At 75.4% G+C, this 26,431-nt stretch carries 25 protein-coding genes and 1 tRNA gene; 9 read left to right on the top strand and 17 right to left on the bottom strand.

The genetic code is table 11. The features are described from left to right. Positions 1-2: 2 nt before the first annotated feature. Positions 3-344, bottom strand: a complete 342-nt coding sequence (locus ACU616_RS12330; RefSeq protein WP_446758752.1) for a hypothetical protein — start codon at positions 342-344, stop codon at positions 3-5. Then, positions 341-1,228 carry a mycothiol conjugate amidase Mca gene (gene mca / locus ACU616_RS12325; RefSeq protein ID WP_446758751.1) on the bottom strand — a complete coding sequence of 296 codons (888 nt, stop codon included), beginning with the start codon at positions 1,226-1,228 and terminating at the stop codon, positions 341-343. The genes ACU616_RS12330 and mca overlap by 4 nt, the downstream gene beginning before the upstream one ends. A 229-nt stretch (positions 1,229-1,457) precedes the next feature. Here mca and greA point away from each other — a divergent pair, with 229 nt between their 5' ends. Then, entirely contained in the window at positions 1,458-1,958 is a 501-nt protein-coding gene (gene greA / locus ACU616_RS12320) for a transcription elongation factor GreA (RefSeq protein WP_446758750.1), read from the top strand. A 26-nt stretch (positions 1,959-1,984) separates the two neighbouring features. After that, positions 1,985-2,305 carry an RNHCP domain-containing protein gene (locus ACU616_RS12315; RefSeq protein ID WP_446758749.1) on the top strand — a complete coding sequence of 107 codons (321 nt, stop codon included), beginning with the start codon at positions 1,985-1,987 and terminating at the stop codon, positions 2,303-2,305. 118 nt (positions 2,306-2,423) lie between these two features. Here the strand turns inward: ACU616_RS12315 and ACU616_RS12310 are convergent, their stop codons facing one another. From ACU616_RS12310 to ilvA, 4 genes are all read right to left on the bottom strand, one after another. Continuing rightward, positions 2,424-4,487 carry a M3 family metallopeptidase gene (locus ACU616_RS12310; RefSeq protein ID WP_446758748.1) on the bottom strand — a complete coding sequence of 688 codons (2,064 nt, stop codon included), beginning with the start codon at positions 4,485-4,487 and terminating at the stop codon, positions 2,424-2,426. A 67-nt stretch (positions 4,488-4,554) separates the two neighbouring features. Beyond that, on the bottom strand, positions 4,555-5,358 hold the full coding sequence (locus ACU616_RS12305; protein WP_446758747.1) for an ABC transporter permease: 804 nt from the start codon (positions 5,356-5,358) through the stop codon (positions 4,555-4,557). After that, positions 5,355-6,365 carry an ATP-binding cassette domain-containing protein gene (locus ACU616_RS12300; RefSeq protein ID WP_446758746.1) on the bottom strand — a complete coding sequence of 337 codons (1,011 nt, stop codon included), beginning with the start codon at positions 6,363-6,365 and terminating at the stop codon, positions 5,355-5,357. The genes ACU616_RS12305 and ACU616_RS12300 overlap by 4 nt, the downstream gene beginning before the upstream one ends. Before the next feature lie 171 nt (positions 6,366-6,536). Next, positions 6,537-7,775: a threonine ammonia-lyase gene (gene ilvA / locus ACU616_RS12295; protein ID WP_446758745.1), complete on the bottom strand. Its 1,239-nt coding sequence runs from the start codon at positions 7,773-7,775 to the stop codon at positions 6,537-6,539. Between the two features lie 70 nt (positions 7,776-7,845). Here ilvA and ACU616_RS12290 point away from each other — a divergent pair, with 70 nt between their 5' ends. The 3 genes from ACU616_RS12290 to ACU616_RS12280 all read left to right on the top strand — a co-directional run bounded on the left by ACU616_RS12290 (position 7,846) and on the right by ACU616_RS12280 (position 11,861). Further along, complete coding sequence (locus ACU616_RS12290) at positions 7,846-9,321, top strand: sigma 54-interacting transcriptional regulator (RefSeq protein ID WP_446758744.1); 1,476 nt, start codon at positions 7,846-7,848, stop codon at positions 9,319-9,321. A gap of 1 nt (position 9,322) precedes the next feature. Beyond that, on the top strand, positions 9,323-11,308 hold the full coding sequence (locus ACU616_RS12285; protein ID WP_446758743.1) for a VWA domain-containing protein: 1,986 nt from the start codon (positions 9,323-9,325) through the stop codon (positions 11,306-11,308). Positions 11,309-11,384: 76 nt separating this feature from the next. After that, a complete protein-coding gene (locus ACU616_RS12280) occupies positions 11,385-11,861 on the top strand; it encodes a GNAT family N-acetyltransferase (RefSeq protein WP_446758742.1) in 477 nt (158 codons plus the stop codon). On the opposite strand, the gene ACU616_RS12275 is transcribed toward ACU616_RS12280, so the two are convergent. Further along, positions 11,827-13,191, bottom strand: a complete 1,365-nt coding sequence (locus ACU616_RS12275; RefSeq protein ID WP_446758741.1) for a DUF2252 domain-containing protein — start codon at positions 13,189-13,191, stop codon at positions 11,827-11,829. The genes ACU616_RS12280 and ACU616_RS12275 overlap by 35 nt on opposite strands. Positions 13,192-13,260: 69 nt before the next feature. On the opposite strand from ACU616_RS12275, the gene ACU616_RS12270 reads away from it, so the two are divergent. Then, positions 13,261-14,271: an SGNH/GDSL hydrolase family protein gene (locus tag ACU616_RS12270; RefSeq protein WP_446758740.1), complete on the top strand. Its 1,011-nt coding sequence runs from the start codon at positions 13,261-13,263 to the stop codon at positions 14,269-14,271. A 229-nt stretch (positions 14,272-14,500) separates the two neighbouring features. After that, positions 14,501-15,721, top strand: a complete 1,221-nt coding sequence (locus ACU616_RS12265; protein ID WP_446758739.1) for an acetyl-CoA C-acetyltransferase — start codon at positions 14,501-14,503, stop codon at positions 15,719-15,721. 197 nt (positions 15,722-15,918) lie between these two features. Here ACU616_RS12265 and ACU616_RS12260 read toward each other — a convergent pair whose 3' ends face one another. From ACU616_RS12260 to ACU616_RS12240, 5 genes are all read right to left on the bottom strand, one after another. Next, positions 15,919-16,812: a Bax inhibitor-1/YccA family protein gene (locus ACU616_RS12260; protein ID WP_446758738.1), complete on the bottom strand. Its 894-nt coding sequence runs from the start codon at positions 16,810-16,812 to the stop codon at positions 15,919-15,921. Positions 16,813-16,997: 185 nt separating this feature from the next. Further along, the gene (locus ACU616_RS12255; RefSeq protein WP_446758737.1) at positions 16,998-18,485 is read right to left on the bottom strand and encodes a M20/M25/M40 family metallo-hydrolase; all 1,488 of its coding nucleotides are present in this window, start codon (positions 18,483-18,485) and stop codon (positions 16,998-17,000) included. Between the two features lie 175 nt (positions 18,486-18,660). After that, positions 18,661-18,734 (bottom strand) — tRNA-Leu (locus ACU616_RS12250). A 35-nt stretch (positions 18,735-18,769) separates the two neighbouring features. Further along, on the bottom strand, positions 18,770-20,152 hold the full coding sequence (locus tag ACU616_RS12245) for an NAD(P)/FAD-dependent oxidoreductase (RefSeq protein ID WP_446758736.1): 1,383 nt from the start codon (positions 20,150-20,152) through the stop codon (positions 18,770-18,772). Positions 20,153-20,233: 81 nt separating this feature from the next. Further along, the gene (locus tag ACU616_RS12240; RefSeq protein ID WP_446758735.1) at positions 20,234-20,998 is read right to left on the bottom strand and encodes a uracil-DNA glycosylase; all 765 of its coding nucleotides are present in this window, start codon (positions 20,996-20,998) and stop codon (positions 20,234-20,236) included. 65 nt (positions 20,999-21,063) lie between these two features. Here ACU616_RS12240 and ACU616_RS12235 point away from each other — a divergent pair, with 65 nt between their 5' ends. After that, entirely contained in the window at positions 21,064-21,366 is a 303-nt protein-coding gene (locus ACU616_RS12235; RefSeq protein WP_446758734.1) for a DUF4235 domain-containing protein, read from the top strand. Here ACU616_RS12235 and ACU616_RS12230 read toward each other — a convergent pair. The 4 genes from ACU616_RS12230 to eno are packed head-to-tail and all read right to left on the bottom strand — an operon-like array spanning position 21,350 to position 24,672. Then, complete coding sequence (locus tag ACU616_RS12230) at positions 21,350-22,321, bottom strand: Ppx/GppA phosphatase family protein (protein ID WP_446758733.1); 972 nt, start codon at positions 22,319-22,321, stop codon at positions 21,350-21,352. The genes ACU616_RS12235 and ACU616_RS12230 overlap by 17 nt on opposite strands. Then, complete coding sequence (locus tag ACU616_RS12225; RefSeq protein ID WP_446758732.1) at positions 22,318-22,842, bottom strand: DUF501 domain-containing protein; 525 nt, start codon at positions 22,840-22,842, stop codon at positions 22,318-22,320. The genes ACU616_RS12230 and ACU616_RS12225 overlap by 4 nt, the downstream gene beginning before the upstream one ends. Next, on the bottom strand, positions 22,839-23,387 hold the full coding sequence (locus ACU616_RS12220) for an FtsB family cell division protein (RefSeq protein WP_446758731.1): 549 nt from the start codon (positions 23,385-23,387) through the stop codon (positions 22,839-22,841). The genes ACU616_RS12225 and ACU616_RS12220 overlap by 4 nt, the downstream gene beginning before the upstream one ends. 4 nt (positions 23,388-23,391) lie before the next feature. After that, positions 23,392-24,672: a phosphopyruvate hydratase gene (gene eno, locus ACU616_RS12215; protein ID WP_446758730.1), complete on the bottom strand. Its 1,281-nt coding sequence runs from the start codon at positions 24,670-24,672 to the stop codon at positions 23,392-23,394. A 163-nt stretch (positions 24,673-24,835) separates the two neighbouring features. On the opposite strand from eno, the gene ACU616_RS12210 reads away from it, so the two are divergent. Beyond that, positions 24,836-25,507 (top strand): hypothetical protein, encoded by a 672-nt coding sequence (locus tag ACU616_RS12210; protein WP_446758729.1) that lies wholly within the window; start codon positions 24,836-24,838, stop codon positions 25,505-25,507. Here ACU616_RS12210 and ACU616_RS12205 read toward each other — a convergent pair. Continuing rightward, positions 25,504-26,430 carry a MazG family protein gene (locus tag ACU616_RS12205; protein WP_446758728.1) on the bottom strand — a complete coding sequence of 309 codons (927 nt, stop codon included), beginning with the start codon at positions 26,428-26,430 and terminating at the stop codon, positions 25,504-25,506. The two genes, ACU616_RS12210 and ACU616_RS12205, sit on opposite strands and share 4 nt — an antisense overlap. Position 26,431: the final 1 nt, after the last annotated feature.

The raw sequence follows: 26,431 nt of genomic DNA, 5'->3' as shown, positions 1-26,431 counted from the left end.
CGTCAGCGCGCCGGCGGGTCGGTCCGGTCGTCGCGCTTGGGGCCCTCGATGGCGCGCGGCGCCTGCCGCAGCGTGTCGAGCAGGTCCTGGCCGGGCCGCCGGGGCGGGTCGACGAGCTCGGCCGGGGTGTCGGGGACGACGACGGTCGGCTCGTCGTCGGGGTCGAAGCTGCGCGGCAGCTTCTTGAGGTGCCCGGTCATCGACTTGACCAGCAGCGCGACGGCGACCAGCAGCACCAGGAGGAGGAACAGGCCCAGCGGGCCGGACTTCCCGACGTCCTCGGGCAGCTCCTGCTCGGCGAGGACGGCGCCCACCGCGATGCTGCTCACGACGGTGGCGGTCACGGGACCGGCACCTCGCTGCGGATGCCGGCGAACAGGTCGTCCTCCGGCAGGGTCGAGTCGACCAGCGAGCGGGCCAGCTCGTAGTCCTCGGTGGGCCACACCCGCTGCTGCAGGTCCATCGGGCAGGCGAACCAGCGGCCCTGGGGGTCGATCTGGGTGGCGTGCGCGATGAGCGCGGCGTCGCGGACCGGGAAGTACTCCGCGCAGGGCACCCGGGTGGTGACCCGGTGGCTCATGTCGCGCGCCGGGTCCCAGGTGGCCAGCCACTCCGCGTAGGGCGACTCGGCGCCGGTCTCGAGCATGGCCTCGTGCAGCGCCCGCGTGCGGGTCAGCGTGAAACCCATGTGGTAGTAGAGCTTGCTCGGCTGCCAGGGCTCGCCGAGGTCGGGGTAGCGCTCGGGGTCACCGGCCGCCTCGAAGGCGAGCACGGACACGTCGTGGGTCTTGACGTGGTCGGGGTGCGGATAGCCGCCCCGCTCGTCGTAGGTGAGCACGACGTGCGGGCGGAAGCGGCGGATGAGCGCCACCAGCGGCGCGGCCGCCTCCTCGGTGGGCACCAGCGCGAAGCAGCCCTCGGGCAGCGGCGGCAGCGGGTCGCCCTCGGGCAGGCCGGAGTCGACGAAGCCGAGGAACTCCTGCTCGACGCCGAGGATCTCGCGGGCGCGGGCCATCTCCTCGGCGCGCAGCTGCGGCAGGCGCTCCCAGACCTCCGGGCGGTCGAGCGCCGGGTTGAGCACCGAGCCGCGCTCGCCGCCGGTGCACGTCGCCACCATCACCTGGACGCCCTCGGCGACGTACTTCGCCATCGTCGCCGCGCCCTTGCTCGACTCGTCGTCGGGGTGCGCGTGCACGGCGAGCAGGCGCAACGGGTCCGCTTCGGTCACCGGACCAGTGTCCCCCGGCCGGGCCCGGGGACGCCGCGGACCCCGCCCTCCGGAGGGCCGGGTGTGCTGCGCGTCACTGTGGGGTCGGACACCTGCGATCGCCTCTGCGGGGCCCCGATCCGGGTGCGCTGGGTCCGTGCAGGGGTCCCTCGGCCGGTGTTAGCTTGGCCGGATCGACGTCGTCGCCTCCTGGCCGGGAGGCGGCCCCCGAGCTGCAGGAGTCCCCCGCGTGACCACCCCCACTGAGAACGAGCAGGGCATCTGGCTGACCCAGGAGGCCCACGACCGGCTCAAGGCCGAGCTCGACCAGTTGGTGGCCGGACGGCCGGCCATGGCCGCCGAGATCAACGCCCGCCGCGAGGAGGGCGACCTCAAGGAGAACGGCGGCTACCACGCCGCCAAGGAGGAGCAGGGCAAGCAGGAGCACCGGATCCGGCAGCTCACCGACCTGCTCCGCAAGGCGCACGTGGGTGAGCCGCCGACGACGGCGACCACCGCCGAGCTCGGCACCGTGATCACCATCCGGTTCCAGGGCGACGACGAGACCGAGAAGTTCCTGCTGGGCTCGCGCGAGATCGCCGGCACCACCGACCTGGCCGTCTACTCCCCCGAGTCGGCGATGGGCGCGGCCATCCTCGGGTCGGAGCCGGGCACCACGGTGACCTACCAGGCGCCGAACGGACGCGACATCACCGTCGAGGTCGTCGCCGTCGAGCCGTTCGTCCCCTGACCCGGGCCCCGCGCCCCGCCGTCGGCATGCCCCGCTCCCGGCGGGCGGAGAACACCGGCTTCGTCTGCGTGCACTGCGCCGCCGACGTCCCGGCGAACACCGACGGGCACTACCGCAACCACTGCCCGCGGTGCCTGTGGTCGCTGCACGTCGACGACCTGCCCGGCGACCGGGCCAGCCACTGCCGGGCGCCCATGGAGCCCATCGGGCTGGTCGAGAAGTCGGGCAAGGGCTGGCAGGTGGTGCACCGCTGCACGGCGTGCGGCCACCGCCAGCCCAACCGGCTCGTCCGCGACGGCGACGCCCCCGACGACCTCGACCTGGTGCTGGGCCTCCCCTGGCTCTGACACTGCGGTCCTACCGGACCGCACCGCGGCCACGCGCCGTCCCGACCGCCGCTGAGCCGCTGCGTCGCGCCTGCCCGGACCCCTCCGGGGCCCACTCGGCACGACAGGCCTCCGGCCTCTAGGTGTTCGCCGCGAGGCCACGGCGGCGCAGCAGCGGCGTCGGGTCGGCGTCGCGGCCGCGGACTGCGCGGAATGCCTCCAGCGGGTCCACCGATCCGCCGCGGGAGAGCAGCCGGTCGCGGAAGACGTCGCCGTTCTCCCGGCGCAGCCCGCCGCGCTCCTTGAACCACTCCACGGTGTCGGCGTCGAGGACCTCCGACCAGATGTAGGAGTAGTAGCCGGCCGCGTAGCCACCGGCGAAGACGTGCTGGAAGTACGTCGTCCGGTAGCGCGGCGGCACCAGGTCGGAGGCGACGCCGGCGTCGGCCAGCGCCCGGCGCTCGAACCCGGCGGGGTCGCCGACCTCGGTCTCCGGGGTGATCCGGTGCCAGGCCTGGTCGAGCAGCGTCGCGGCCAGGTACTCCACGGTCGCGAACCCCTCGCCCCACAGCGACGCGGCGTCGATCGCCTCGACGACGGCGGCCGGCAGCGGCTCCCCGGTCTCCACGTGCCGCGCGTAGTGCGCCAGGACCTCCGGCCACAGCGCCCACACCTCGTTGACCTGGCTGGGGAACTCGACGAAGTCCCGCGGCACCGCGGTGCCGGCGAAGCGCGGGTAGGTGACCGCCGAGCTCAGCCCGTGCAGCGCGTGGCCGAACTCGTGGAACAGGGTGTTGACCTCGTCGAGGGTCAGCAGCGTCGGCCGGCCCTCCGGAGCGCGGGCCACGTTGAGGTTGTTGACGACGACCGGCCGGGTGCCCAGCAGCCGCGACTGGGAGACGAAGGAACTCATCCACGCCCCGCCCCGCTTGCCCTCGCGAGCGGTGAAGTCGCCGAGGTAGAGCCCGACCGCCTCGCCGTCGGGCCCGCTGACCTCCCAGACGCGGACGTCGGGGTGGTAGCCGGCCAGGTCCGGGCGCGGGGTGAAGCGGTAGCCGTAGAGGAGCTCCGCGGCCCGGAAGACACCGTCGACCAGGACGCGGTCGAGCTCGAACCACGACCGCAGCGCCGTGGTGTCCACCGAGTACCGCTCGGCGCGCACGCGCTCGCTGTAGAACGCCCAGTCCCAGGCGGCCAGCTCGGTCACGCCGTCGCGGGCGGCGACCTCGGCCAGCACCTCGGCCTCGGCCCGGGCGTTGGCCGTCGCCGGGCCGACCATCGAGGCGAGCATCGCGTCGACGGCGGCGGTGCTGCCGGCGGTCTGGTCGGCGAGCACCAGGTCGGCGTGGGTGGCGAAGCCGAGCAGCCGCGCGCGCTCGGCCCGGACGCGGGCGATGCGCGCGGCGACCGGCCCGTTGTCGTGCTCCCCGGACGACGCCCGGCCCACCGACGCCTCGAACACGCGGCGCCGCAGCTCCCGGTCCCGCAGCTTGGCCAGCACCGGCTGGCCGGTGGGCAGCAGCAGCGGCAGGAGGTACCCGTCGAGGCCGCGGTCGGCGGCGGCGCGGGCCGCGGCGGCGACCTCCTCCTCGGAGAGCCCGTCGAGCTCGGCGGCGTCGGCGACCCGGACGGCGGCGGCCTCGGTGGCCAGCTGCAGGTTCTGCCCGAACCGGGTCGACAGCTCCGAGAGCTCCCGGTTCAGCTCCGACAGGCGCGTCCGCCCGTCCTCGTCGAGGCGCGCGCCGGCCAGGACCCGGTCGAGGTGGTGGCGCTCGACCAGCCGGACCGCCTCCGCGTCGAGGCCGCAGGTGTGGCGGGCCTCGTGGACGGCGTCGACCCGGGCGAACAGCGCCGGGTCGAGCCGCAGCAGGTCGGCGTGCGCGGCCTCCAGCGGCGCGAGCTCCCGCTCGATCTCGCGCAGCCGCGGGGTCGACAGCGACGACGAGAGGTTGCCGAACACCGCCTCGGCCCGGGCCAGCAGCCGGCCGGAGCGCTCCAGCGCCACGATCGTGTTCTCGAAGGTCGGCGCCTGCGCCGACCCGGTGATCCCCGCGACCTCGGCCCGCTGCTCGGCCATCCCGGCGAGCACCGCCTCGCGGCAGTCCTCCAGGGAGATGTCGGCGAACGGCGGCAGCCGGAACGGCAGGGGCGACTCGGCGAGGAGGGGGTTGGACGCGGCGGGGGCGGGGTCGGCGGCGCTCATCGCGTCCCATCCTGCGCCCCTGCCGCGCCGGCCCTCCCGGAGGCCTCCGGCTCCACCCGTCCCGGCCTCAGCGGCTGGCGGTCCGCCGGTAGATCCGGACCGACAGCGGCACGAAGACCACCAGCAGCAGCACCGACCAGATCACCGTGTACAGCACCGGGTGCTGCAGCGACCACGCGTCGGAGGTCTCCAGCACCGGCGCGGTGTTGCCGAACAGCTGCCGGGCGGCCTGCACCACCGCCGACACCGGGTTCCAGTCGGCGATCACCTTGAGCAGCGTCGGGAAGTTGTTCGTCGGCACGAACGTGTTGGCGATGAAGGTCAGCGGGAAGATCACGATGAAGCTGGCCTGCTGCACCACCTCCGGAGTCCGCACGAGCAGGCCCACGGTGGCCATCAGCCAGCTCATGGCGTAGGCGAACAGCAGCAGCAGGGCGAAGCCGGCCAGGGCCTCGAGCGCCGAGGAGTGGATCCGCCAGCCCACGATCAGTCCGGTCACGCTCATGACCACGATGGACAGCGCGTTGAGCGCCAGGTCGGCGACCGTCCGGCCGACCAGGACCGCCGAGGACGCCATCGGCAGCGAGCGGAAGCGGTCGATCAGGCCCTTCTGCAGGTCCTCGGCGAGGCCGGCCCCGGTGATCGTGCTCCCGAAGACGATCGTCTGGGCGAAGATCCCGGGCAGCAGGAACTCGGCGTAGCTGATGCCCTGGATCGGGACGGCGCTGCCGAAGACGTACCGGAACAGCAGCACGAACATGATCGGCGACAACGTCGCGAAGACGATGAGCTCCGGGACCCGCCGGACCTTGACCAGGTTGCGGCGGGTGATCGTGAGGCCGTCCTCGACGGCGACGGACAGCGCGCTCATCGGGCACTCCCTGCGCTCTGGGCCGGCACGCGCCCGGCGGCCGGCGCGGCGGTGTCGCCGGCGCCGTCCTCCGCCGCGTGGCCGGTGAGGGTGAGGAACACGTCGTCGAGGTCGGGCCGGCGCAGCCCGACGTCGAGCACCTCCACGTCGCTCGCGGCCAGCAGCCGCAGCGCCTCGGCGAGGGCGTCGGTGCCACCGCGCACCGGCACGCTCAGCCGGCGGGTCTGCTCGTCGACCTGCGGGTCGCCGGCCGCCAGGGGCGCGAGCAGGGCAGCCGTGCCGACCAGGTCGCCGACGTGGCCGACGGTGAGCTCCAGCCGCTGGCCGCCGACCTGCGCCTTGAGCTCGTCGGCGGTGCCGCGGGCGATGACCCGGCCGTGGTCGATGACCACCATCCGGTCGGCCAGCCGGTCGGCCTCCTCGAGGTACTGCGTGGTCAGCAGGATCGTCGTCCCGCCGCCGGCGAGGTCGGCGATGAACTCCCACATGCCCAGCCGGCTGCGCGGGTCGAGCCCGGTGGTCGGCTCGTCGAGGAACAGCACCCGCGGGCGGGCGATCAGCGAGGCGGCGATGTCGAGGCGCCGGCGCATGCCGCCCGAGTAGGTCTTCGCCGGCCGGGTGGCGGCGTCGGTCAGGTCGAAGCGCTCGAGCAGCTCGCCGGCCCGCTCCCGCGCCTCGCGCTTGCCCAGCCGGTACAGCCGGCCGACCATCTCGAGGTTCTCGAAGCCGGTGAGGTACTCGTCGACCGCGGCGTACTGGCCGGTCAGCCCGATGAGCGAGCGCACCCGGCCGGGCTCCCGGACGACGTCGACGCCGGCCACCTCGGCGCGGCCGCCGTCGGGCACGAGCAGCGTGCTCAGGATGCGCACGACCGTCGTCTTCCCCGCGCCGTTGGGCCCGAGCAGGCCGAGGACGCTGCCCTCCGGGACGGTCAGGTCGACACCGGCGAGCGCGGTGTTGGCGCCGAAGCGCTTCTGCAGTCCCTCGACGAGGATGGCGTCGCTCATGAGGGCAACGTTAGGTGGGGGCACCGACGCTCCGAGAGCCCGCCGTGCCGGCGGTGTACCAGGTCCATGCCCTACCGACCGCGGCAGCGCGCCGGACTCATCGCCGACCCCCACCGCGGGCCCCGTCCGGGGGCTTCCCCGAGCCCGCGAGGGCGCGGGGGACGGGGCCCTCTACCCGGCGGTGACCTCGTAGCCGGCGTGGTCGAGCGCCGCGAGGACCTCCTCGGCGTGGGCGGGCCCGCGCGTCTCCAGGACGACGAAGACCTCCACCTCCCCGAGTCCCAGGCGGGTGGCGGTGCGCTCGTGCTCGACCTCCAGCACGTTGGCGCCGACGTCGGCCAGCGCCGCGAGGACCGCCGCCAGCGAGCCCGGACGGTCGGGCACGCGCAGCCGCAGCCGCAGGTAGCGGCCGGCCGCGGCCATGCCGTGCTGCACGACCTTGAGCATGAGCACCGGGTCGATGTTGCCGCCGGAGACCACCGCCACCACCGGCGGCACGAAGGCGGCCGGGTCGGCCAGCACCGCGGCGACCGCCGCGGCCCCCGCCGGCTCGACGACGAGCTTGGCCCGCTCCAGGCAGAACAGCAGCGCCCGGGAGAGGTCCTCCTCGCTCACCGTGCGCACCTCGTCGACCAGGTCCCGGACGTGGGCGAGGGTGAGCTCCCCGGGCGCCCCGACCGCGATGCCGTCGGCCATCGTCGTCATCCCGGCCAGCGGCACCGGCCGCCCCGCGGCCAGCGACCCCGGGAACGCGGCGGCCGCCTCGGCCTGCACCGCCACCACCCGCACGTCGGGCCGGCGGTCCTTCACCGCCGCCGCGATGCCCGAGACCAGCCCCCCGCCGCCGGTGCAGACGGCGACCGTGGCGACGTCCGGGCACTGCTCGAGGACCTCCAGCCCGACCGTCCCCTGCCCGGCGATGACGTCGGGGTGGTCGAACGGGTGGATGAACACCGCACCGGTCCGCTCGGCGTGCTCGACGGCGGCGGCCAGCGCCTCGGTGAGCGTGTGCCCGGTCAGCCGCGCCTCCGCGCCGTAGCCGCGGGTGGCGGCCACCTTGGGCAGTGGCGCGCTCTCCGGCATGAACACCGTCGCCCGCACGCCGACCATGCGGGCGGCCAGGGCGACCCCCTGAGCGTGGTTGCCCGCGCTCGCGGCCACGACCCCGCGGGCCCGCTCGTCGGCCGACAGCCGGGCCAGCCGCGTGTAGGCCCCGCGGAACTTGAACGACCCGGTCCGCTGCAGGTTCTCGCACTTGAGCCAGACCGGCCCCCCGACCCGCTCGGCGAGGGCCCGGGAGTGCTCCAGCGGCGTCCGCCGCACGACCCCGTCGAGCAGCGCCGCCGCCGCGGCGACGTCGGCCCCGCCGACCAGCGGGGTCACGCTCCCCTCCCCCGCGGTCACGGCCATGCCGGGATCCTCGCAGGGGAGGACGGCGAACGGTGCCCGCACCGTCGGCAGCCGTCGTACCGTGTCGGGGGTGACGGACAGCGCCTCCCCATGGGCCCCAGCGCAGACTCCACCCGCACCCACGACCCTCGGCGAGCTCCGCGCCGGCGGCGCCGCCTTCCGGCCGGTCAAGGCCGAGATCCGCGCCAACCTGCTCGCCCGCCTCGGCGCGGGCCAGCCCACCCTGCCCGGCATCGTCGGCTTCGAGGACACCGTCGTCCCCGAGGTCGAGCGGGCGCTCATCGCCGGCCACGACCTCGTCCTGCTGGGCGAGCGCGGCCAGGGCAAGACCCGCCTCATCCGCACCCTCGTCGGCCTGCTCGACGAGTGGACCCCGGTGCTGGCCGGCAGCGAGCTCAACGAGCACCCGCTGGCACCGATCAGCGTGTGGGCGCACCGCCAGATCGCCGAGCACGGCGACGACACCCCGGTCGGCTGGCTGCACCGCAGCGAGCGGTTCGGGGAGAAGCTGGCCACCCCCGACACCAGCGTCGGCGACCTCATCGGCGACGTCGACCCGATCAAGGTGGCCGAGGGCCGCACGCTGGGCGACCCCGAGACCGTCCACTACGGCCTGGTGCCCCGCACCAACCGCGGCATCTTCAGCGTCAACGAGCTGCCCGATCTCGCCGAGCGCATCCAGGTCGCGCTGCTCAACGTGCTCGAGGAGCGCGACATCCAGATCCGCGGCTACCGGGTGCGGCTGCCGCTGGACCTGCTGCTGGTGGCCAGCGCCAACCCCGAGGACTACACCAACCGCGGGCGGATCATCACCCCGCTCAAGGACCGCTTCGGCGCCGAGGTGCGCACCCACTACCCGATCGAGCTGGCCGACGAGGTCCGCCTGCTGCGCCAGGAGGCGCACACGTCGTGGCTGGGCGGGCCGAGCCGGCACGACGCCTTCGACGCGCCCGTCGTCCCCGAGCACCTGCTGGAGATCGTCGCCCGCTTCACCCGGCTGGTCCGCGAGTCCAGCCACGTCGACCAGCGCTCCGGGGTCAGCGCCCGGTTCGCCATCGCGGGGCTGGAGACCGTGGCCGCCTCCGCCGTCCGCCGGGCCGCCGTCGCCGGGGAGACCCGCCCGGTCGCCCGGGTGGTCGACCTGCCGGGGATCGTCCCGGCCAGCCGCGGCAAGGTCGAGTTCGCCGACGCCGGCAGCGACCCGGACGACGAGCGCGAGCTCGAGGTGCTCGAGCACCTGCTGCGGCAGGCCACCGCGCAGACCTTCCGCGCCCGCTGCGGCGGCCTGGACCTGACCGGCCTGCAGGAGCACTTCACCGGCGGGGAGACCGTCGAGTCCGGCGAGCTGGTGCCCGGCGCGGCGCTGCTCGGCCAGCTCGGCACCATCCCGAAGCTCGCCGAGCTGCTGGGCCGCCTCGGCGTCCCCGAGGGCGAGGAGTCGGCCGAGCAGGCCGCCGCCGCCGTCGAGTTCGCCCTCGAGGGCCTGTACCTCACCCGCCGGCTGGCCAAGGACACCGACGGCACCCGCACGGTGTACGGGGCCTGAGGTGACGCGCCGGCCCGGGAGGGGCTACCGGTACGGACGCTGGCGGGGCGGGCCCGACCCGCTGGCCCCGCCCTACGACCTGGGCAGCGCCGTCGACGAGATCGGCGACTCGGTGCTCGGCGGCAGCGGGGTCCGCGAGGCGCTGCGCGAACTGCTGCGCCGCGGCATGGACGGCCGCCGCGGCCTCGACGAGCTGCGCCGGTCGGTCCGCGACCGGCTGCGGCAGGCCCGCACCGCCGGCCGGATGGACGGCACCCTGCAGGAGGTCCGCGAGCTGCTGGACCGGGCGCTGGAGGCCGAGCGCCGGGAGCTGTTCCCCGACCCGGACGACGCCGCCCGCCTGGCCGAGGCCGAGCTCGACGCGCTGCCGCAGGACACCGCGGGCGCGGTCCGCGCGCTCAAGGACTACCCGTTCCGCTCGGCGGAGGCGCAGCAGGCCTACGACCAGATCCAGGACCTGCTGCGCCGGGAGGTGCTCGACAGCTCCTTCGCGAACATGAAGCAGGCGCTGCAGAACGCCACCGAGGGCGACATGCAGGCGGTCAAGGACATGGTCGCCGACCTCTCGCAGCTGCTCGACGCGCACAACCGCGGCGAGGACACCGACGAGCAGTTCCGCCAGTTCATGGACAGGCACGGGCAGTTCTTCCCCGACGACCCGCAGTCGGTCGACGAGCTGGTCGACTCCCTCGCCCGCCGGGCCGCGGCGCAGGAGCGGATGATGGCCGGCCTGTCGCCGGAGCAGCGCGCCGAGCTGGCCGACCTGATGGCGCAGACGATGTCCGACCTGGGGCTGGCCAGCGAGATGGCGCACCTGCAGGACGCGCTGCGCCAGGCCCGCCCGGACCTGCCGTGGGGACAGCGCGGCCAGGTGCCCGACGGCGAGCAGTCCCTCGGCCTGGGGGACGCCACCAGCGCCGTCGCCGAGCTGGCCGACCTCGAGGCGCTGTCCAACCAGCTCTCGCAGGGCTACGCCGGCGCCTCGCTGGCCGACGTCGACGAGGAGTTGCTGGAGCAGGCACTGGGCCGGGAGGCGGTCGACGACCTCGCCGCGCTGCGCCAGATGGAGCGCGAGCTGGAGCGGCAGGGCTACCTCAACCGCTCCGACGGCAAGCTCGAGCTCTCGCCCAAGGCGGTCCGCCGGCTCGGCGCCACCGCGCTGCGGCGGGTGTTCGCGACGCTCGACGCCACCGGCCGCGGCGAGCACGACGTGGCCGACGCCGGGTCGGCCGGGGAGCTCACCGGCAGCTCGCGGGAGTGGCAGTTCGGCGACGAGCAGCCGCTCGACGTCGTCCGCACGGTCCGCAACGCGGTGCTGCGCACCGCCGGCGACCCGCGGGGGGACGGCGAGCGGCGGGTGCGCATCGCCGTCGAGGACTTCGAGGTCGTCGAGACCGAGCGGCGCACCGGGGCCGCCGTCGCGCTGCTGGTCGACCTGTCCTACTCGATGGCGCTGCGCGGCACGTGGGGCGCGGCCAAGTCGACGGCGATGGCGCTGCACTCCCTGGTGACCACGCGGTTCCCGCAGGACGCGATCCAGATCATCGGGTTCTCCTCCACCGCGCAGGTGCTCAAGCCCGAGACGCTCGCCGAGCTCTCCGTGGACACGCTGCAGGGCACCAATCTGCAGCACGGGCTGATGCTGGCCCGCCGGTTCCTGGCCCGGCACCGCGACGCCGAGCCGGTGGTCCTGGTGGTCACCGACGGGGAGCCGACGGCGCACCTGGAGGAGGACGGCACGCCGTACTTCTGCTGGCCGCCGATGCCCGAGACGATCGCCAAGACCGTCGCCGAGGTCGAGCGGGTGGCCCGGTCGGGCGCGACGCTCAACGTCTTCGCGCTCGACCCCGAGCCCGGGCTGGTGCACTTCGTCCACGACATCACCGCGCGCGCCGGCGGGCGGGTGTTCACCCCCGACAGCGAGCGGCTGGGCGAGTACGTCGTCGCCGACTACCTGCGCACCCGCCGGGGCCGGCGGGCCCGCTGACCCTCCTGCCCCACACCTTGCAGGGTCGGTGCGGGCCCCTGCAGGAGGGCCACCTCGACGGGAGGAGACCGTGACGATGACCACCGACGCCCGGACGGCGGTGACCGTCGCGCAGGTCCCGGTCGACGTCGTCCTGCCGCTGCGCGGCGCGGTGCTGCGCGGCGGCGGGCCGGCGGGCATGCCCGGCGACGACGACCCGGCCACCGTGCACCTGGCCGCGCGCACCGCCGACGGCGCGGTGGCCGGCGTCGTCCGGCTCTCCCCCGCCCCGTGCCCGTGGCGGCCCGACGCCCGGGCGCCGTGGCAGCTGCGCGGCATGGCCACCGACCCCGCGGTGCGCGGCTCCGGCGCCGGCCGGGCGCTGGTCGAGGCCGCGCGGGCGCTGGTCGCCGCGCGCGGCGGCGACCTGCTCTGGTGCGACGCCCGGGTGGGCGCCGTCGGCTTCTACGAGCGGATGGGGTTCACCGTGGTGACCGGCGAGTACGACAAGCCGGGCATCGGCCCCCACCGCGGCATGCTCAGCGACGTCCCGGGTGCGACCCGCTCGAGCTGATCCCGGGGATCGCGCCCGCGCGGAAGGCGTCGACGAAGAGCCGGTGGTCCTCCTGGGTCCGGCGGGCGTAGGAGTGCGCGAAGTCGACCAGGTCGGCGACGAACTCCTCGCGGCGGCCGCCGATCATCCCGACGATCGCCTCCTCGGTCTGGAAGTCGACGAGCGTGTGGTCGCTGTCGACGTCGCCCACGCAGTGCACCTTCGCCGTCGCCCGGCCCAGCTGGGCCAGCACCGGCGCCATCTCGTCGGGCTCGGTGAGGTCGTCCCAGTCCAGGTCGACCTCGTAGGGCGACAGCTCCTGGACGACGAAGCCCACGCCGGCGATCTCGGTGTGGCCCAGGAACTGCGAGGCGTTGGTCTGCAGCGCCCGCTGGCTGACCGCCGTCCGGTGCCCGTGGTGCTCGAACCAGCTCCCGAGCCGGGGGTCGCGGACGATCCGGCTGGGCGCGGCCACGTTGCCCTGCTTGAGCGAGAGGACGACGTCGTTCTCCAGCGCCTGGTCGTAGCCCTCGAGCAGCACGTTGTAGGCGGGGAGCCCGGCGCTGCCGATGCCGAAGCCGCCGGTGCCGATGACGTCCTTGACGTCGTAGGCGACGTCGCGGCGGCGCACCGGCGGCACCACCGTCCCCCGCCAGCGCTCCAGCGCGGCGAGCACCGTCCGCCGCTCGGCGTCGTCCAGCCGGCGGACGCGCCCGCCGTCGGCGAAGCGCCGCTGGTAGTCCTCGACGACGGTCATCCGGTCCAGCAGCGAGCCCCGGGTGCGCGTGGTCGTCTCGAGGACGGCCTCCCGGACGGCGCCCTCGGTGTTGGCCGCGGTGAGGGCGAACGAGCGGTCCTCGTCGGAGCGGGTGAAGGCCTCGACCTGGTCGAGGTAGGCCCGCAGGTAGGTGCCCAGCAGGTCGCCGATGACGTCGTCGCCGAGCGCCTTGCTCCACGCCAGCAGCGCGAAGCTGGCGACGAAGCGGCGCAGGTCCCAGCTGACGTGGCCGACGTAGGCCTCGTCGAAGTCGTTGACGTCGAAGACGATCCGCCCGGCGCCGTCCATGTAGGTGCCGAAGTTCTCCGCGTGCAGGTCCCCCTGGATCCAGACCCGGCTGGTCCGCTCGTCGCACCAGCGGTCCTCGAGGGCGTCCATGTCGGCGTAGAAGAGGCAGGCGCTTCCGCGGTAGAAGGCGAACGGGTCGGCGGCCATCTTGCGGAACTTGGTACGGAAGGCGTCGGCGTCGGCGGCCATCAGCTCGGAGAAGGCGTCGACCAGGACGTCGACGATCACCCCCGCGCGGTCACTTGCAGTTCCCTCGGAGGACACCCGTCGGGGGGATTCGGACACGGGGGGCACCGTAGAGGCTCGATAGCCTGCGGGACAGACGGTTGCGAGGCGCGACGATCGGGGTCGGCGGTGACACGAGCGGGCACGGCACGGCGGTGGGCGGCCGGTGCCGCCTACGGGGGCGGCGGGGCCGGGCTGGCCGGTGCCGGGCTGTTCGGGGTGCTGCGGCTGCAGGCCCGGGCGGCCCGCCGCAGGGTCGAGGCGCGCACCTCCAAGCAGGACCCGCCCTCCGGCGACGGCGTCTACGGCCGCCGGCGCGGCAAGCCCCTGGTGTTCACCGTCCTCGGCGACTCCAGCGCCGTCGGCCTGGGCGTCGACCGTGCGTCGGAGACCCCCGGCGCGCTGCTGGCCGCCGCGCTCGCCGAGCTGGCCGAGCGGCCCGTGCGGCTGCGCCGCCTCGCCGTCTCGGGCGCGGAGTCCTGCGAGCTGGACCCGCAGGTCGACCGGGCCCTGGCCGAGCACCCCGACGTCGTCCTGATCATGATCGGCGCCAACGACGTCACCACCCGCACCCGGCCGTCGGTCTCGGTGCGCCACCTCGGCGACGCCGTCCGGCGGCTGCGGGAGGCCGGCGCGCAGGTCGTCGTCGGCACCTGCCCCGACCTCGGCACGGTCCGGCCGATCGGGCAGCCGCTGCGGCTGCTCGCCCAGCGGTGGAGCCGGCAGCTGGCCGCGGCGCAGACCATCGCGGTGGTCGAGGCCGGCGGGCGCACGGTCTCCCTGGGCTCGGTGCTCGGCCCCAGCTTCGCGCAGGACCGCACACTGTTCAGCGTGGACGAGTTCCACCCCAGCGCGGCCGGCTACGCCTCGGCGGCCGCGGTGATCCTGCCCGCGCTCGCCGACGCGGTCGGCGTCTGGCCCGCCCACGCCGAGGGCCGCCGGCGGCGCCGGGGCGCCGTCCGCCCCGTCGCCCGGGCCGCGGCCCGCGCGGCCGGCCGGCCGGGCACCGAGGTCCGCGCGACCGAGGTCCGCGGCTCGCAGACCGGCCCGCTCGGCACCTGGGCGCGGCTGCTGCGCCGCCGCCCGAGCGAGCTGCCGACCCCCGACGCGGCCGCCGTCCCCGAGGTGCCGGTCGGCTGAGGGAGGTCCCCGCGGCGGGCCCTGCTGCGGGGACCTGCCGCAGGGACCGTTCCCGCACGTCACCGGACGGGCACGGACCTGGCGGGTGGCCGCGGTCGGCGTGAGCCGCGCCACACCTGGAGAACCGAACGGGGTTCTAGCGGCCTCCGGCCGGCTACCCGGGGGTAGTTTCCCGGGTGACCCGACACCCGGCACCCCCGGCCGGGCCCCCCTCATCGTGGAGGACCCCATGCCCGAAGCAGTCATCGTCGCGACCGCGCGCTCCCCCATCGGGCGGGCGTTCAAGGGGTCGCTGAAGGACCTGCGCCCCGACGACCTGGCCGCCACCATCGTCCGGGCCGCACTCGACAAGGTGCCCGCGCTGGACCCGGCCGACATCGACGACCTGATCCTCGGCTGCGGCCTGCCCGGCGGCGAGCAGGGCCACAACATGGGCCGCGTGGTGAGCGTCCTGCTCGGCATGGACCACCTGCCCGGCGCCACGATCACCCGCTACTGCTCCTCGTCGCTGCAGACCACCCGCATGGCCATGCACGCCATCCGGGCCGGTGAGGGCGACGTCTTCATCTCCGCCGGTGTGGAGATGGTGTCCCGCTTCGTGAAGGGCAACAGCGACTCGCTGCCCGACACCCAGAACCCGGCCTTCGCCGACGCGCAGGCCCGGGTGGCGAAGACCGCCGAGAGCGGCGCGGACTCCTGGACCGACCCGCGGCAGAACGGCGAGATCCCCGACGTCTACATCGCCATGGGCCAGACCGCGGAGAACCTCGCACTGCTCAAGGACGTCTCCCGGCAGGACATGGACGAGTTCGCCGTCCGCAGCCAGAACCTGGCGGAGAAGGCACTCGCCGAGGGCTTCTGGGAGCGGGAGATCACCCCGGTCACCACGCCCGACGGCACCGTCGTCAGCAGGGACGACAGCCCGCGCGCCGGCACCACGCTGGAGGGCATCTCCGGCCTCAAGCCGGTCTTCCGCCCCGACGGCCGGGTGACCGCGGGCAACGCCTGCCCGCTCAACGACGGCGCCGCCGCGGTGGTGGTCATGAGCGACACCAAGGCCCGCGAGCTCGGGCTGACCCCGCTGGCGCGCATCGTCTCCACCGCGGTGACCGGTCTCTCTCCGGAGATCATGGGGTACGGCCCCGTCGACGCCTCGGAGCTGGCCCTGCAGCGGGCGGGGATGACGATCGACGACATCGACCTCGTCGAGATCAACGAGGCGTTCGCCGCGCAGGTCATCCCGAGCTACCGCGACCTGGGCATCGACATCGACAAGCTGAACGTGCACGGCGGCGCCATCGCCGTCGGCCACCCCTTCGGCATGACCGGCGCCCGCATCACCGGCACGCTGATCAACGGCCTGCAGACCAGGGACGCGACCTTCGGCCTGGAGACCATGTGCGTCGGCGGCGGCATGGGCATGGCGATGGTGCTCGAGCGCCTCTCCTGACGCCCCGACGATCACGGCGCCGGAACCGCCCACCGGGGTCCCGGCGCCGTGATCGCGGTGCACCCGGCCCGGAACGGCCGGTGGCCCGGCCCCCCGCGAGGGAGACCGGGCCACCGTTGTCCTCTGCCCCGTCCCGGGTCCCACCCTGAGCGTGCGGAGGGTGGGGAGGACGAGGTCCGTCAGTCGTCCTGGGAGCTTCAGTTGTCCTGGAAGTAGGACAGCAGCCGCAGGATCTCCAGGTACAGCCAGACGACCGTGACCAGCAGGCCGAAGGCGATGTACCAGGCGAACTTGGCCGGGGCGCCGCGGCGGATGGCCTCGTCGGCCATGTCGAAGTCGAGCAGCAGCGAGAAGGCCGCCACACCGATCACGACGAGGCTGAACACGATGGCCAGGGGGCCGCCGTCACGCAGGCCCAGACCGTCGGGGACGAAGAAGCCGACCACCAGGTTGACCAGCACCAGGGCCAGGACGCCGAACAGCGCGCCCACGACCCAGCGGGTCAGCTTCGGGGTGACCCGGATGGCGCCGGTCTTGTAGACCACCAGCATCCCGGCGAAGACACCGAAGGTGCCGATGATCGCCTGGACGACGATGCCCGGGTAGATCGTGTTGAAGGCCTCGCTGATGGCGCCGAGCGCGACACCGTAGAGCGCGCCGTAGGCCAGGGTGGCCGCCGGGTTGGCGATCTGCTTGAAGCTGATCACCAGGCCCAGGACGAAGGCCACGAGCACCGCGGGCAGCGCCAGGCCCCACGCGGCCTGGCCGGGCAGCGCCCAGACCACGGCCGCCGCGAGGACGGTGACGAGGAACGACAGGCCCGTCTTCTGGACGACGTCGTCCATCGTCATGTAGCGGGTGGCCGGCGGGCTGTACGGCGAGCCGGTGTAGGGCGCGGCCGCGCCGTACTGGTCCTGCGGGGCGCCGTAGGGCTGGCCGTACTGCTGGCCGTAGCCCGGGGCGGCGTAGCCCTGCTGGCCGTACTGCTGGCCGTAGCCGGGAGCGCCGTAGCCCTGCTGACCGTACGGCTGGCCACCGCCGGACGCGGCGTTGGCGAAGCCCCGGCCGAAGACGGGGTTGTGGCTGGGCATCGTCATCTCCTCGAGGTGACTGGTCGGTCCGTGGGCTGCGTCCTCGCAACCCACTCGGTCCCTACAACGCAGCGGGTGGGCTGCGCGTTCCGCGCGGGGCGCGCCACCCCCGTCGGGTGACCGGGGACGCCGGAGGCGCGGCACCGCGCGGGTGCCGCGCCCCCGGGTGGTGCCGGGTGGCGCGCTCAGGAACCGGCGCCGGGCCCCCCGACCGCCAGCGTGAAGGCGGCGTAGGCGATCGCGTCGGCGTTGAGGTCGAGGACCCCCTGGTCCAGGTTGCTGATGTCGTCGCAGGCCTGGTGGTAGCAGGGGTCATACGCCTCGCCGGCCACCCCGCCGTAGACGGCGGCCTCCTCCTCGGTCTTCACGCCCTCGGCCCCGGTGAACAGGCCACCGCTGGGGACGCCGGCGTCGGCGAAGGCCTGGTAGTCGCTGCGCCCGTCGAACTCGGTGTCCTCCGCCTCGAGGCCCCGGTCGGCGTAGAACGTCCGGAACAGCTGCTCGAGCGCCGCCGACTCGTCGGTCACGTACCCCTCGGGGGCCTCGAACGTCGAGCCGTCGCCGTCGTAGACGAAGCGGACGTAGTTGGGCGAGCCGACCATGTCGAAGTTCAGGTAGGCCGAGATCCGGTCGATCTCCTCCTGCGGCAGGCCCTCGACGTAGTGCGTGGACCCGAGCAGACCCGACTCCTCCGCACCCCACCACGAGAAGCGCAGCGTGGCCTCCGGCTGCACCTCCCGCAGGTTCTCGGCCACCTCGAGGATCGCCGCGCTCCCGCTGCCGTTGTCGTTGATGCCCGGGCCCTCGGGGACCGAGTCGAGGTGGGCACCGAGCTGGACGACCTCGTCGGTGCGGCCGGGCAGCTCGGCGAGGACGTTCTCGGTCTCCCGCGTGCCGGTCTCGGCCTCGACGGTGAAGGTGACCTCGGTGCCGGGCGCGGTCAGCTCCTGGCCGACGGCGAAGGACACCCCGATGGTCGGCAGCGCGGCCGGGTCCGTGAGGGTGCCGGCGATGACGCCCTCGTTCTCGGGGGTGCCCCGGTTGACCACGACGACGCCGGCCGCCCCGGCCGCGTCGGCGTTGGCGACCTTCACGGCGAAGGTGCACGTCCCCCGCTGGACGAGGGCGATGCCGCCCTCGGGGAACCCGGTGAAGTCCTCCGCCTCGCACCCGCTGGTGCTGGTGTCGGTGGGGGCCAGCGGGTCGCCGAGGTCGACCGGGACGACGGTGCCGGCGGCCGTCCCGACCGCGGAGTACTCGACGGTCGTGAAGTCCGTCCCCGCCACGTAGTCCCGCGGCTCGGGCGCGGTGCGGCTGAAGGTCTCCCCGGTCAGCTCGAAGAAGTCGAAGCTGAAGGGCTGGCGGGTCACCTCGTAGCCGGCCTGCTGGAGGCGCTGCTGCACGTAGTCGGCCGAGGCGGTGTAGCCGGGGGTGCCCGAGGCGCGGGTGCCCCCGTTGGCGTCGGCGACGTCCTGCAGCGCCTTCAGGTGCTCGTTGACGCCCTCGACCGTAACGCACTCGAGCAGCTCGTCGACCGTGTCGTTCGTGCGGTGCTCGCACCCGTCGGACGCGGCGGCCGGCAGCGCGGTGACCACGCCGCCGGCCAGCGCCAGCGCGCCGGCGGTGCCGGCCACGGCGATGCGGGACCGGCGGCGTGGGTGGACTCGACTCATGGATGCTCCCCCTCGGACGTCGGGTGGGCCGCGTCGCCCACCCGGCGCCAGCCTGTCAAGGTGCTCACAGGGAACGTCAAGTCCTGGACTTCCTCCGGCCGGTGCGGTATGGCGGCGCACGACGTCCTGGTCGGGGGCGTGCCGGTGCCGGTGAGGTCACCACACGGCGATCCGGTGCCCCCGGTGGGGTTCGAACCCACACTGGAACCCTTTTAAGGGGCCTGCCTCTGCCGATTGGGCCACGGGGGCGCACCGCCGCGGGCCCGACGGCCCCGGCGGGGTGGTCAGCGGGCCTGGGCCCGGTCGGCCTCCGTCGGCGCCGGCATCTGCCTGGTGCCGCCGCTGCTCGCGGCCGTGACGAACTCCCGCCGCGGGTCCTGCAGCTGGCCCAGCGCGATGACCTCGCGGCGGAACACCGAGGCCAGCGTCCAGTCGGCGACCACCCGCGCCTTGCGGTTGAACGTCGGCACGCGGCTGACGTGGTAGGTGCGGTGCATGAACCAGGCCGGCCAGCCCTTGAGCTTGACGCCGTAGACCTGCGCGACCCCCTGGTGCAGGCCGAGGCTGGCCACCGATCCGGCGTACTCGTGGCGGTAGGCCCGCGGCTCCCGGCCGGAGAGGACCGCGACGATGTTGTCGGCCAGCTGCTTGGCCTGGCGGACGGCGTGCTGCGCGTTGGGCGCCGTCGTCGCGCCGGGCTGGTCCTTGGTGATGTCGGGGACGGCGGCGAGGTCACCGGCGGCCCAGGCGTCCTCGGTTCCGCTGACCTGCAGCGTTGGCTCGCACCGCACCCGGCCCCGCTCGTCGAGGGGCAGGTCGCTGGCGGCCAGCAGCGGGTTGGGCTTGGTGCCCGCCGTCCACACCAGGGTCTCGCTGGCGAACTCGTCGCCGTCGCTGAGCCGGACCACGCCGTCGTCGGACACCGACTCCAGGCGGGTGTTGAGCCGCACGTCCATGCCCCGGGCGGTGAGCTGCTTGACCGTCCAGGCGGCCATGTCGAGGTCGACCTCCGGCAGGATCCGCCCGGTCGCCTCCACCAGCACCCAGCGCATGTCGCCGGCCGACAGCCGCGGGTAGTAGTGCTCGACGGCGTAGCGGGCCATGTCCTCGAGCTCGGCGAAGGCCTCGATGCCGGCGTAGCCGCCGCCGACGAAGGTGAACGTCAGCGCCCGGGTGCGGACGGCGGGGTCGTCGGTGGAGGCCGCGGCGTCCAGCCGGGCGAGGACGTGGTTGCGCAGGTAGATGGCCTCGCCGACGGTCTTGAAGCCGATGCCGTGCTCGGCTAGGCCCGGGATGGGCAGCGTGCGCGCCACCGACCCCGCGGCCATGACCAGGACGTCGTAGGAGAGCTCGTACGGGGCGCCCTCGGCGGGGACGACCCGCGCCCGCCGCTCGGCGTGCGACAGCGACGCGACCGCCCCGGTGACCACCCGGCAGCGGTTCAGCGTGCGCCGCAGCGGCACGACGACGTGCCGCGGCTCCACCGAGCCGGCTGCCGCCTCGGGCAGGAACGGCTGGTAGGTCATGTGCGGCTGGGGATCGACGACCACGATCTCCGCCCGCCCGCGGGACAGCTTCTTCTGCAGCCGCAGCGCGGTGTAGAGGCCGACGTAGCCACCGCCGACCACGAGCACCACCGGACGGGACTCAGGACCCGGTCGAGACATGGGGCCCAGCCTAGGGGCCCGGGCCCTCGCCGACAGGGTGACCGGAGCCCGGCCGCGACCGGCCGGGAGCCGGTCCCGCGGTCACCGGGTGCCGGCGACCTGCGTGGCGCGGGTCAGGACGGCGTCGAGCATCGGCTCGGTCAGCCGGCCCGTGAAGGTGTTCTGCTGGCTGACGTGGTAGCTGCCCAGCACCGTCAGCTCCCCGCGCGGGCCGGACAGCGCCACCTCGGCGCCGTGGCCGAACGCCGGGCGCGGCCGGGGCAGCGCGTAGCCGGCGCCGGCGAGCACCGGCCACAGCGCCGTCCAGCCGAAGCCGCCCAGGACGACGACCACCCGCAGGTCCGGCAGCAGCGCCAGCTCGCGCGCCAGCCACGGGTTGCACGTGTCGCGCTCGGCGGGGGTGGGGGCGTTGTCCGGCGGCGCGCAGCGGACGGCGGCGGCGACCCGCACGCCGGTCAGCTCCAGGCCGTCGCCGACGTGCGTGGACGTCGGCTGGCTGGCCAGCCCCGCCCGCCACAGCGCGGCGAAGATCCAGTCGCCGCTGCGGTCGCCGGTGAACACCCGCCCGGTGCGGTTCCCGCCGTGCGCGGCCGGCGCCAGCCCGACGACGGCGATCCGGGCGTCGGCCGGGCCCAGGCCCGGGACCGGGCGCCCCCAGTAGTCCTGGTCGCGGAAGGAGGCCCGCTTGACCCGGGCCACCTCCTCGCGCCAGGCCACGAGCCGCGGGCAGGCGCGGCAGCCCGACACCCGGGCGTCGAGGACGGCGAGGTCGCGGGTGGCGCGGGCGGACCGGGCGACACCGGCCGGGGTGCGCGTGACCGGGTACCCGTCGGCGTCGACTGCCACAACGCCCAGTGGACCACCCCGGCCGGGTGGCGCGGGGCCGGGGTCGGGACGGCATGATCGGCCCCATGGCCCGCAAGGAGCGCAAGGAGAAGGCGCCGCTGACCTGGAAGCTGCTCGGCTCGGGGCTCGCGATCCCCACCGGGATCGCCGCCCGCAAGCTGACCGACGCGGCCTGGTACGCCGCCCGCGGCACCAACCCGCCGAAGAACCCGGCGGCGCCCGGGGTCACCTGGCCGGAGGCGCTGGCCTGGGCCGCCTTCTCCGGGGTCGTGGTGGCCGCCGGCCGGCTGGTGGCCGCCCGCGGCGCCGCCGCGGCCTACCAGTCGCTGACCGGCAAGCTGCCCCCCGGCCTCAACGAGGGTCCCTGACCCCGTCGGCCCGGGCGAGCCGGAGGGCGATGCCGTCGAGGATGTCGTGCTCGCTGACGACGACCTCGTCGAGGGCGAACGCGTCCATCACCGCCCGCAGCACCAGGGCGCCGGCGCCGATGACGTCGACCCGGCCGGGGTGCATGACCGGGTACGCGGCGCGCCGCTCGCGGGTGGCGGTGAGCAGCCCGGCGGTGACCGAGCGGACGGCGCCGACCGGGATCCGGGAGCCGTGGATGGCCTCCGGGTCGTAGGCCGGCAGCCGCAGGGCCAGCGCGGCGACCGTGGTCACCGAGCCGGCCAGCCCGACCAGCGTGGCCGCCTCCCCCACCGGCACCGCCCCGGCGACCTCGGCCAGCGCGGCGCGGACGTCGGCCTCGGCGCGCTGGATCTCGTCGGCGGTCGGCGGGTCGCCGTGCAGGTGCCGCTCGGTCAGCCGCACGCAGCCGACGTCCACCGAGCGGGCCGCGCGCACCCCGCCGGCGTCGCCGAGCACGAACTCCGTCGACCCGCCGCCGATGTCGACCACCAGGTAGGGCGGGCGGGGCGGCGGCCCGCCGTGCGCGGCGGCCGCGGCGTCGAGGGAGGCGGTGGCCCCCAGGTAGGACAGCCGGGCCTCCTCGTCACCGGGGACGACGTCGGGCGGCTGGCCGAGGGTCGCGGTCACCATCGCCTCGAAGTCGGCGCGGTTGGCCGCGTCGCGGGTGGCGCTGGTGGCCACCATCCGCACCGCCGTGGCGCCGAGGTCGCGGGCCTGGGCGGCGTACTCGGCGAGCACGACCCGGGTCCGCTCGATCGCCTCGGGCGCCAGCCGGCCGGTGGCGTCGACGCCCTGGCCGAGCCGGACGACCTCCATGCGGCGCAGCAGGTCGGTGTGCGCACCCTCAGGGGGGACGTCGGCGACCAGCAGGCGGATGGAGTTGGTGCCGCAGTCCACGGCGGCCACCCGGGTCACGGACGCTCCCCCTCGGGCAGCGCGCACGGGCCGCCGGCCCACCACTGCCCCATCTCGGCCACCGCGCGGTCGCCGACGGGGTTGACGCCCGCGCCGGCGGCCAGGGCGTGCCCGGCCAGGGCGTGCAGGCACTTGACCCGGTCGGGCATGCCCCCGGCGGTGGCGCGGGTGGGCAGCTCGCCGAGGGCGTCGCGCTCGGCCAGGTAGGCCTCGTGCGCGGCCCGGTAGCCCTCGGCGAGCGCGGCGTCGGTACCCAGGTCGTCCTGCCACTCGCGCATCCGGCCGGCGGACTCCAGCCGGCTGGCGGCCGCGGACGCGCGCGGGCAGGTCAGGTAGTACAGCGTCGGGAACGGGGTGCCGTCCTCCAGCCGCGGCGAGGTCTGCACGACGTCGGGCTGGCCGCAGGGGCAGCGGTGCGCCACCGCGCGCACCGCCCGCGGCGGGCGGCCGAGCTGGCGGGCGACGAGCTCGCGCTCCTCGGGCGTGATCGGCTCGCGCACCCGCTCCCCGGGCGCGGTCACTCCCCCGCTCCGGCGTCGTCGGCCTCGGCGACCGACCCGAGCAGCTCGTCGTACCAGGGCTGCGCGGTGTCGGGGACGTCGGGCAGCGTGCCGGCGTCGCCCTCGGCGGCCTCGCCGTCGACCACCACGACCAGCCGGTCACCGGGCAGCACGTAGGCCAGCCGCTCCCGGGCCTGGCGGGCGGTCCAGGCGGGGTCGGCCTGGCGCTCGAGCTGGGCCTGCAGGTCGGCGATCTGCTGGTCGTAGGCGGTGCCCTCGGCGGCGAGCCGGGTCAGCTCCGCACGGCCCTCCAGCCACTGGCGGAACGGGCCGGCCAGGGTCAGCAGCAGGAGCAGCACCAGACCCACGAGCAGCACGGCGCGCCCGGTGAACAGCGGCCGCCGGGCCGCGGTCGCCCGCGGCGCCGGCCGCGGGGTGCGCCGGCCGGGCCGGGCTGCCGCCGGGCGGTTGCCCGCGCCCGAGCGGGTGCCGGCCGGCACCGGCCGGGAGGCCGCGTGCGAGAGCGGCCGGCCGGTGGATCGCCGCCGGCCGGTGCCCACGCTCACCGGGTCAGCGGGCCTGCAGGCGCGGGAAGGCCGCGGCGCCGGCGTAGCGCGCGGCGTCGTCGAGCTCCTCCTCGATGCGCAGCAGCTGGTTGTACTTGGCGACGCGCTCGCTGCGCGCCGGGGCGCCGGTCTTGATCTGCCCGCAGTCGGTGGCGACGGCGAGGTCGGCGATCGTGGTGTCCTCGGTCTCGCCCGAGCGGTGGCTCATCATGCAGCGGTAGCCGTTGCGGTGCGCCAGGCCGACGGCGTCGAGGGTCTCGGTCAGGGTGCCGATCTGGTTGACCTTGACCAGCAGCGCGTTGGCGGCGCGGCGCTCGATGCCGTCGGCCAGGCGCGCGGGGTTGGTGACGAACAGGTCGTCGCCGACCAGCTGCACGCGGTCGCCGAGGGCGGCGGTCAGCGCGATCCAGCCGTCCCAGTCCTCCTCCGACAGCGGGTCCTCGATCGAGACGATCGGGTAGGCGTCGACCAGCGAGCGGTAGTAGTCGGTGAGGTACTCCGCCGAGCGGGTCTGCCCCTCGAAGTCGTAGCCGCCGTCGGAGTGGAACTCGGTGGCGGCGACGTCGAGGGCGAAGGCGACGTCGGTGCCGACGGAGTAGCCGGCCTTCTGCACGGCCTCGGCAATGAGGTCGAGCGCGTCGCGGTTGCTGGGCAGGTCGGGGGCGAAGCCGCCCTCGTCACCCAGGCCGGTGGACAGCCCGCGGCCCTTGAGCACCGACTTCAGCGCGTGGTAGGTCTCCGCGCCCACGGCCAGCGCCTCGGCGAAGGTCGCCGCGCCGATCGGGGCGATCATGAACTCCTGGACGTCGACGTTGCTGTCGGCGTGGGCGCCGCCGTTGAGGATGTTCAGCATCGGCACCGGCAGCAGGTGCGCCGAGGGGCCGCCGACGTAGCGGAACAGCGGCAGGCCGGTGGACTCCGCGGCCGCGCGGGCCACGGCGAGGCTCACGCCGAGCAGGGCGTTGGCGCCCAGCCGGGACTTGTCGGGGGTGCCGTCGAGGTCGAGCAGCCGCTGGTCGACCAGCCGCTGCTCGGTGGCCTCGTAGCCGACCAGCTCGGGGCCGATGACGTCGAGGACGCCGTCGACGGCCTTGGTCACGCCCTTGCCGCCGTAGCGCTCACCACCGTCGCGCAGCTCCACCGCCTCGAAGGCGCCGGTGGAGGCGCCGCTGGGGACCGCCGCGCGGGCGATCGTCCCGTCGTCGAGGGCGACCTCGACCTCCACGGTGGGGTTTCCGCGCGAGTCCAGGATCTCCCGCGCGCCTACGGCATCGATGCTGGGCACGGGAAGCAGCCTAGCCAGACCGGCCGGGATGCTCGCGCGACCGCGACACGTGGTCCGGGAACTCCTGTGACGGAGCGCTCACGGAGCGGCCCCGTCGGGACCGCTCCGGCGGTAACCTCCCCGTGGCGGGCGTCTCCCCACGTCCGCGCCGTCGGAGGACCCGATGACCGAGCGCCAGCAGCAGCGATCCCCCTCGTCCGGCGCCGGAGCCGCGCCCGCGCCACCTCCCGGGGACGCCGACGCCGAGTCGGGTCCCACCGTCCTCGGGTTCGCCCCGGACACCGCCGAGGACGACGAGACCGTGGAGCCGGTCGCGGACGGCACGGCGGCGAGGGTGGCGGTCGGCAGCGACCGGCTGGCCTACGTGCGGCGTCCCGACCTCGTCGGCGGGCTGCTCCTGCTGCTGGCCGGCGTGGCCGACGCGGCGAGCGTGTGGCTGCCGTGGGACCGGGACGGGGACGTCAGCGGGCTGTCCCTGGTGGTGCGTGCGGTCGACGCGGCCCCGGAGGGGATCGCCGAGCTGGGGCGCACCGGCCTGTGGCAGCCGGCGGCGGTGGCGGCCGGCGGCGTCGTGCTCCTCGTCCTCGGGCTGCTGCTGCTGCGCCCCGCGCGCGGCCACCGGGTGTCCGGGGTGCTGGCGCTGGGCGTCGCGCTGGCCGTGGCCGCCGCGGTCGTCGGCCGGCTGGTCGACGTCGGCTGGGACGCCCGCTCCTTCGGGCCGGGCGCCTGGTGCGCCGTCGCCGTCGCCGGGCTCGGCGCGCTCGGCGCGCTGAAGGCCGTGCTCACCGCGCCGCGGGTCACCACCGTGCCCGCCGAGCGGCTCCTCGTCGGCTAGCCCGGACCCGCCGGCGACGCCGCGTCGGCGGCCGCGTCGAGCTCGCCGGCGTAGCGCCGGACCGCCTCCCGCAGCGCGTCCTCGGCGTCCCAGCCGCGCTGTGCCGCCGCGGTGACCACGGCCAGCAGCCGCTCCCCCAGCTCCTCCGGCGAGGCCGACCCGAGCTCGGCCGGCTGGGGTGTCGGGAGCCCGGCGCGCTGCGCCCGGCGCACCAGCGCGGCGCCCCAGGAGGTGGCCGGCTGCGAGCGGGACACGCCCTCGGTGGGCGAGCGCCGCTGCTTCTCGGCCTTCTTGATCTCCTCCCAGCCCGCCTCGACGCCGGCGACGTCGCGCGGCCCGGCGTCGCCGAAGACGTGCGGGTGGCGGCGCACCAGCTTGTCCACCAGGTCACCGGCGACGTCGTCGACGTCGAAGCGCCGCTCCTCCCCGGCCTCCGCGGCCACCCGGGCGTGGAACACCACCTGCAGCAGGACGTCGCCGAGCTCCTCGCGCATGGCGGCCGGGTCGTCGTCGACGATCGCGTCGTAGGCCTCGTGCGCCTCCTCGAGCAGGTAGCCGCGCAGCGAGGAGTGCGTCTGCTCGGCGTCCCAGGGGCAGCCGCCGGGCGAGCGCAGCCGGTCCATGACCGCGACGACGTCGAGCAGGCGCACCCCGGGCGGCTCCGGCGCGCCGTCGACGACCGGCGCGTCCGGCACCTGCTCGCCCGCCGCGGCGAGGCAGGCGACCTCGCCCGGGAGCGCCGCGGCGACGGCCGCGTCCGCGACGTCGACGACCTCGCGGCCCGCGGCGCGCAGGGCCCGCGCGGTGGCCGCGGCCCCGGGCAGCGCGGCCACCGGGCGGTCACCGCCCAGTGCCGTCCAGCCGGCCGAGCCGAGCAGGCCGGGCAGCCGCGGGCTGACCGTGACGACGACGGCGACCGGCACC

This window comes from Geodermatophilus sp. URMC 62, from assembly GCF_052931475.1.
The sequence above is the reverse complement of the archived record's forward strand: the minus strand, read 5'-3'. Positions and strand labels throughout refer to the sequence as shown.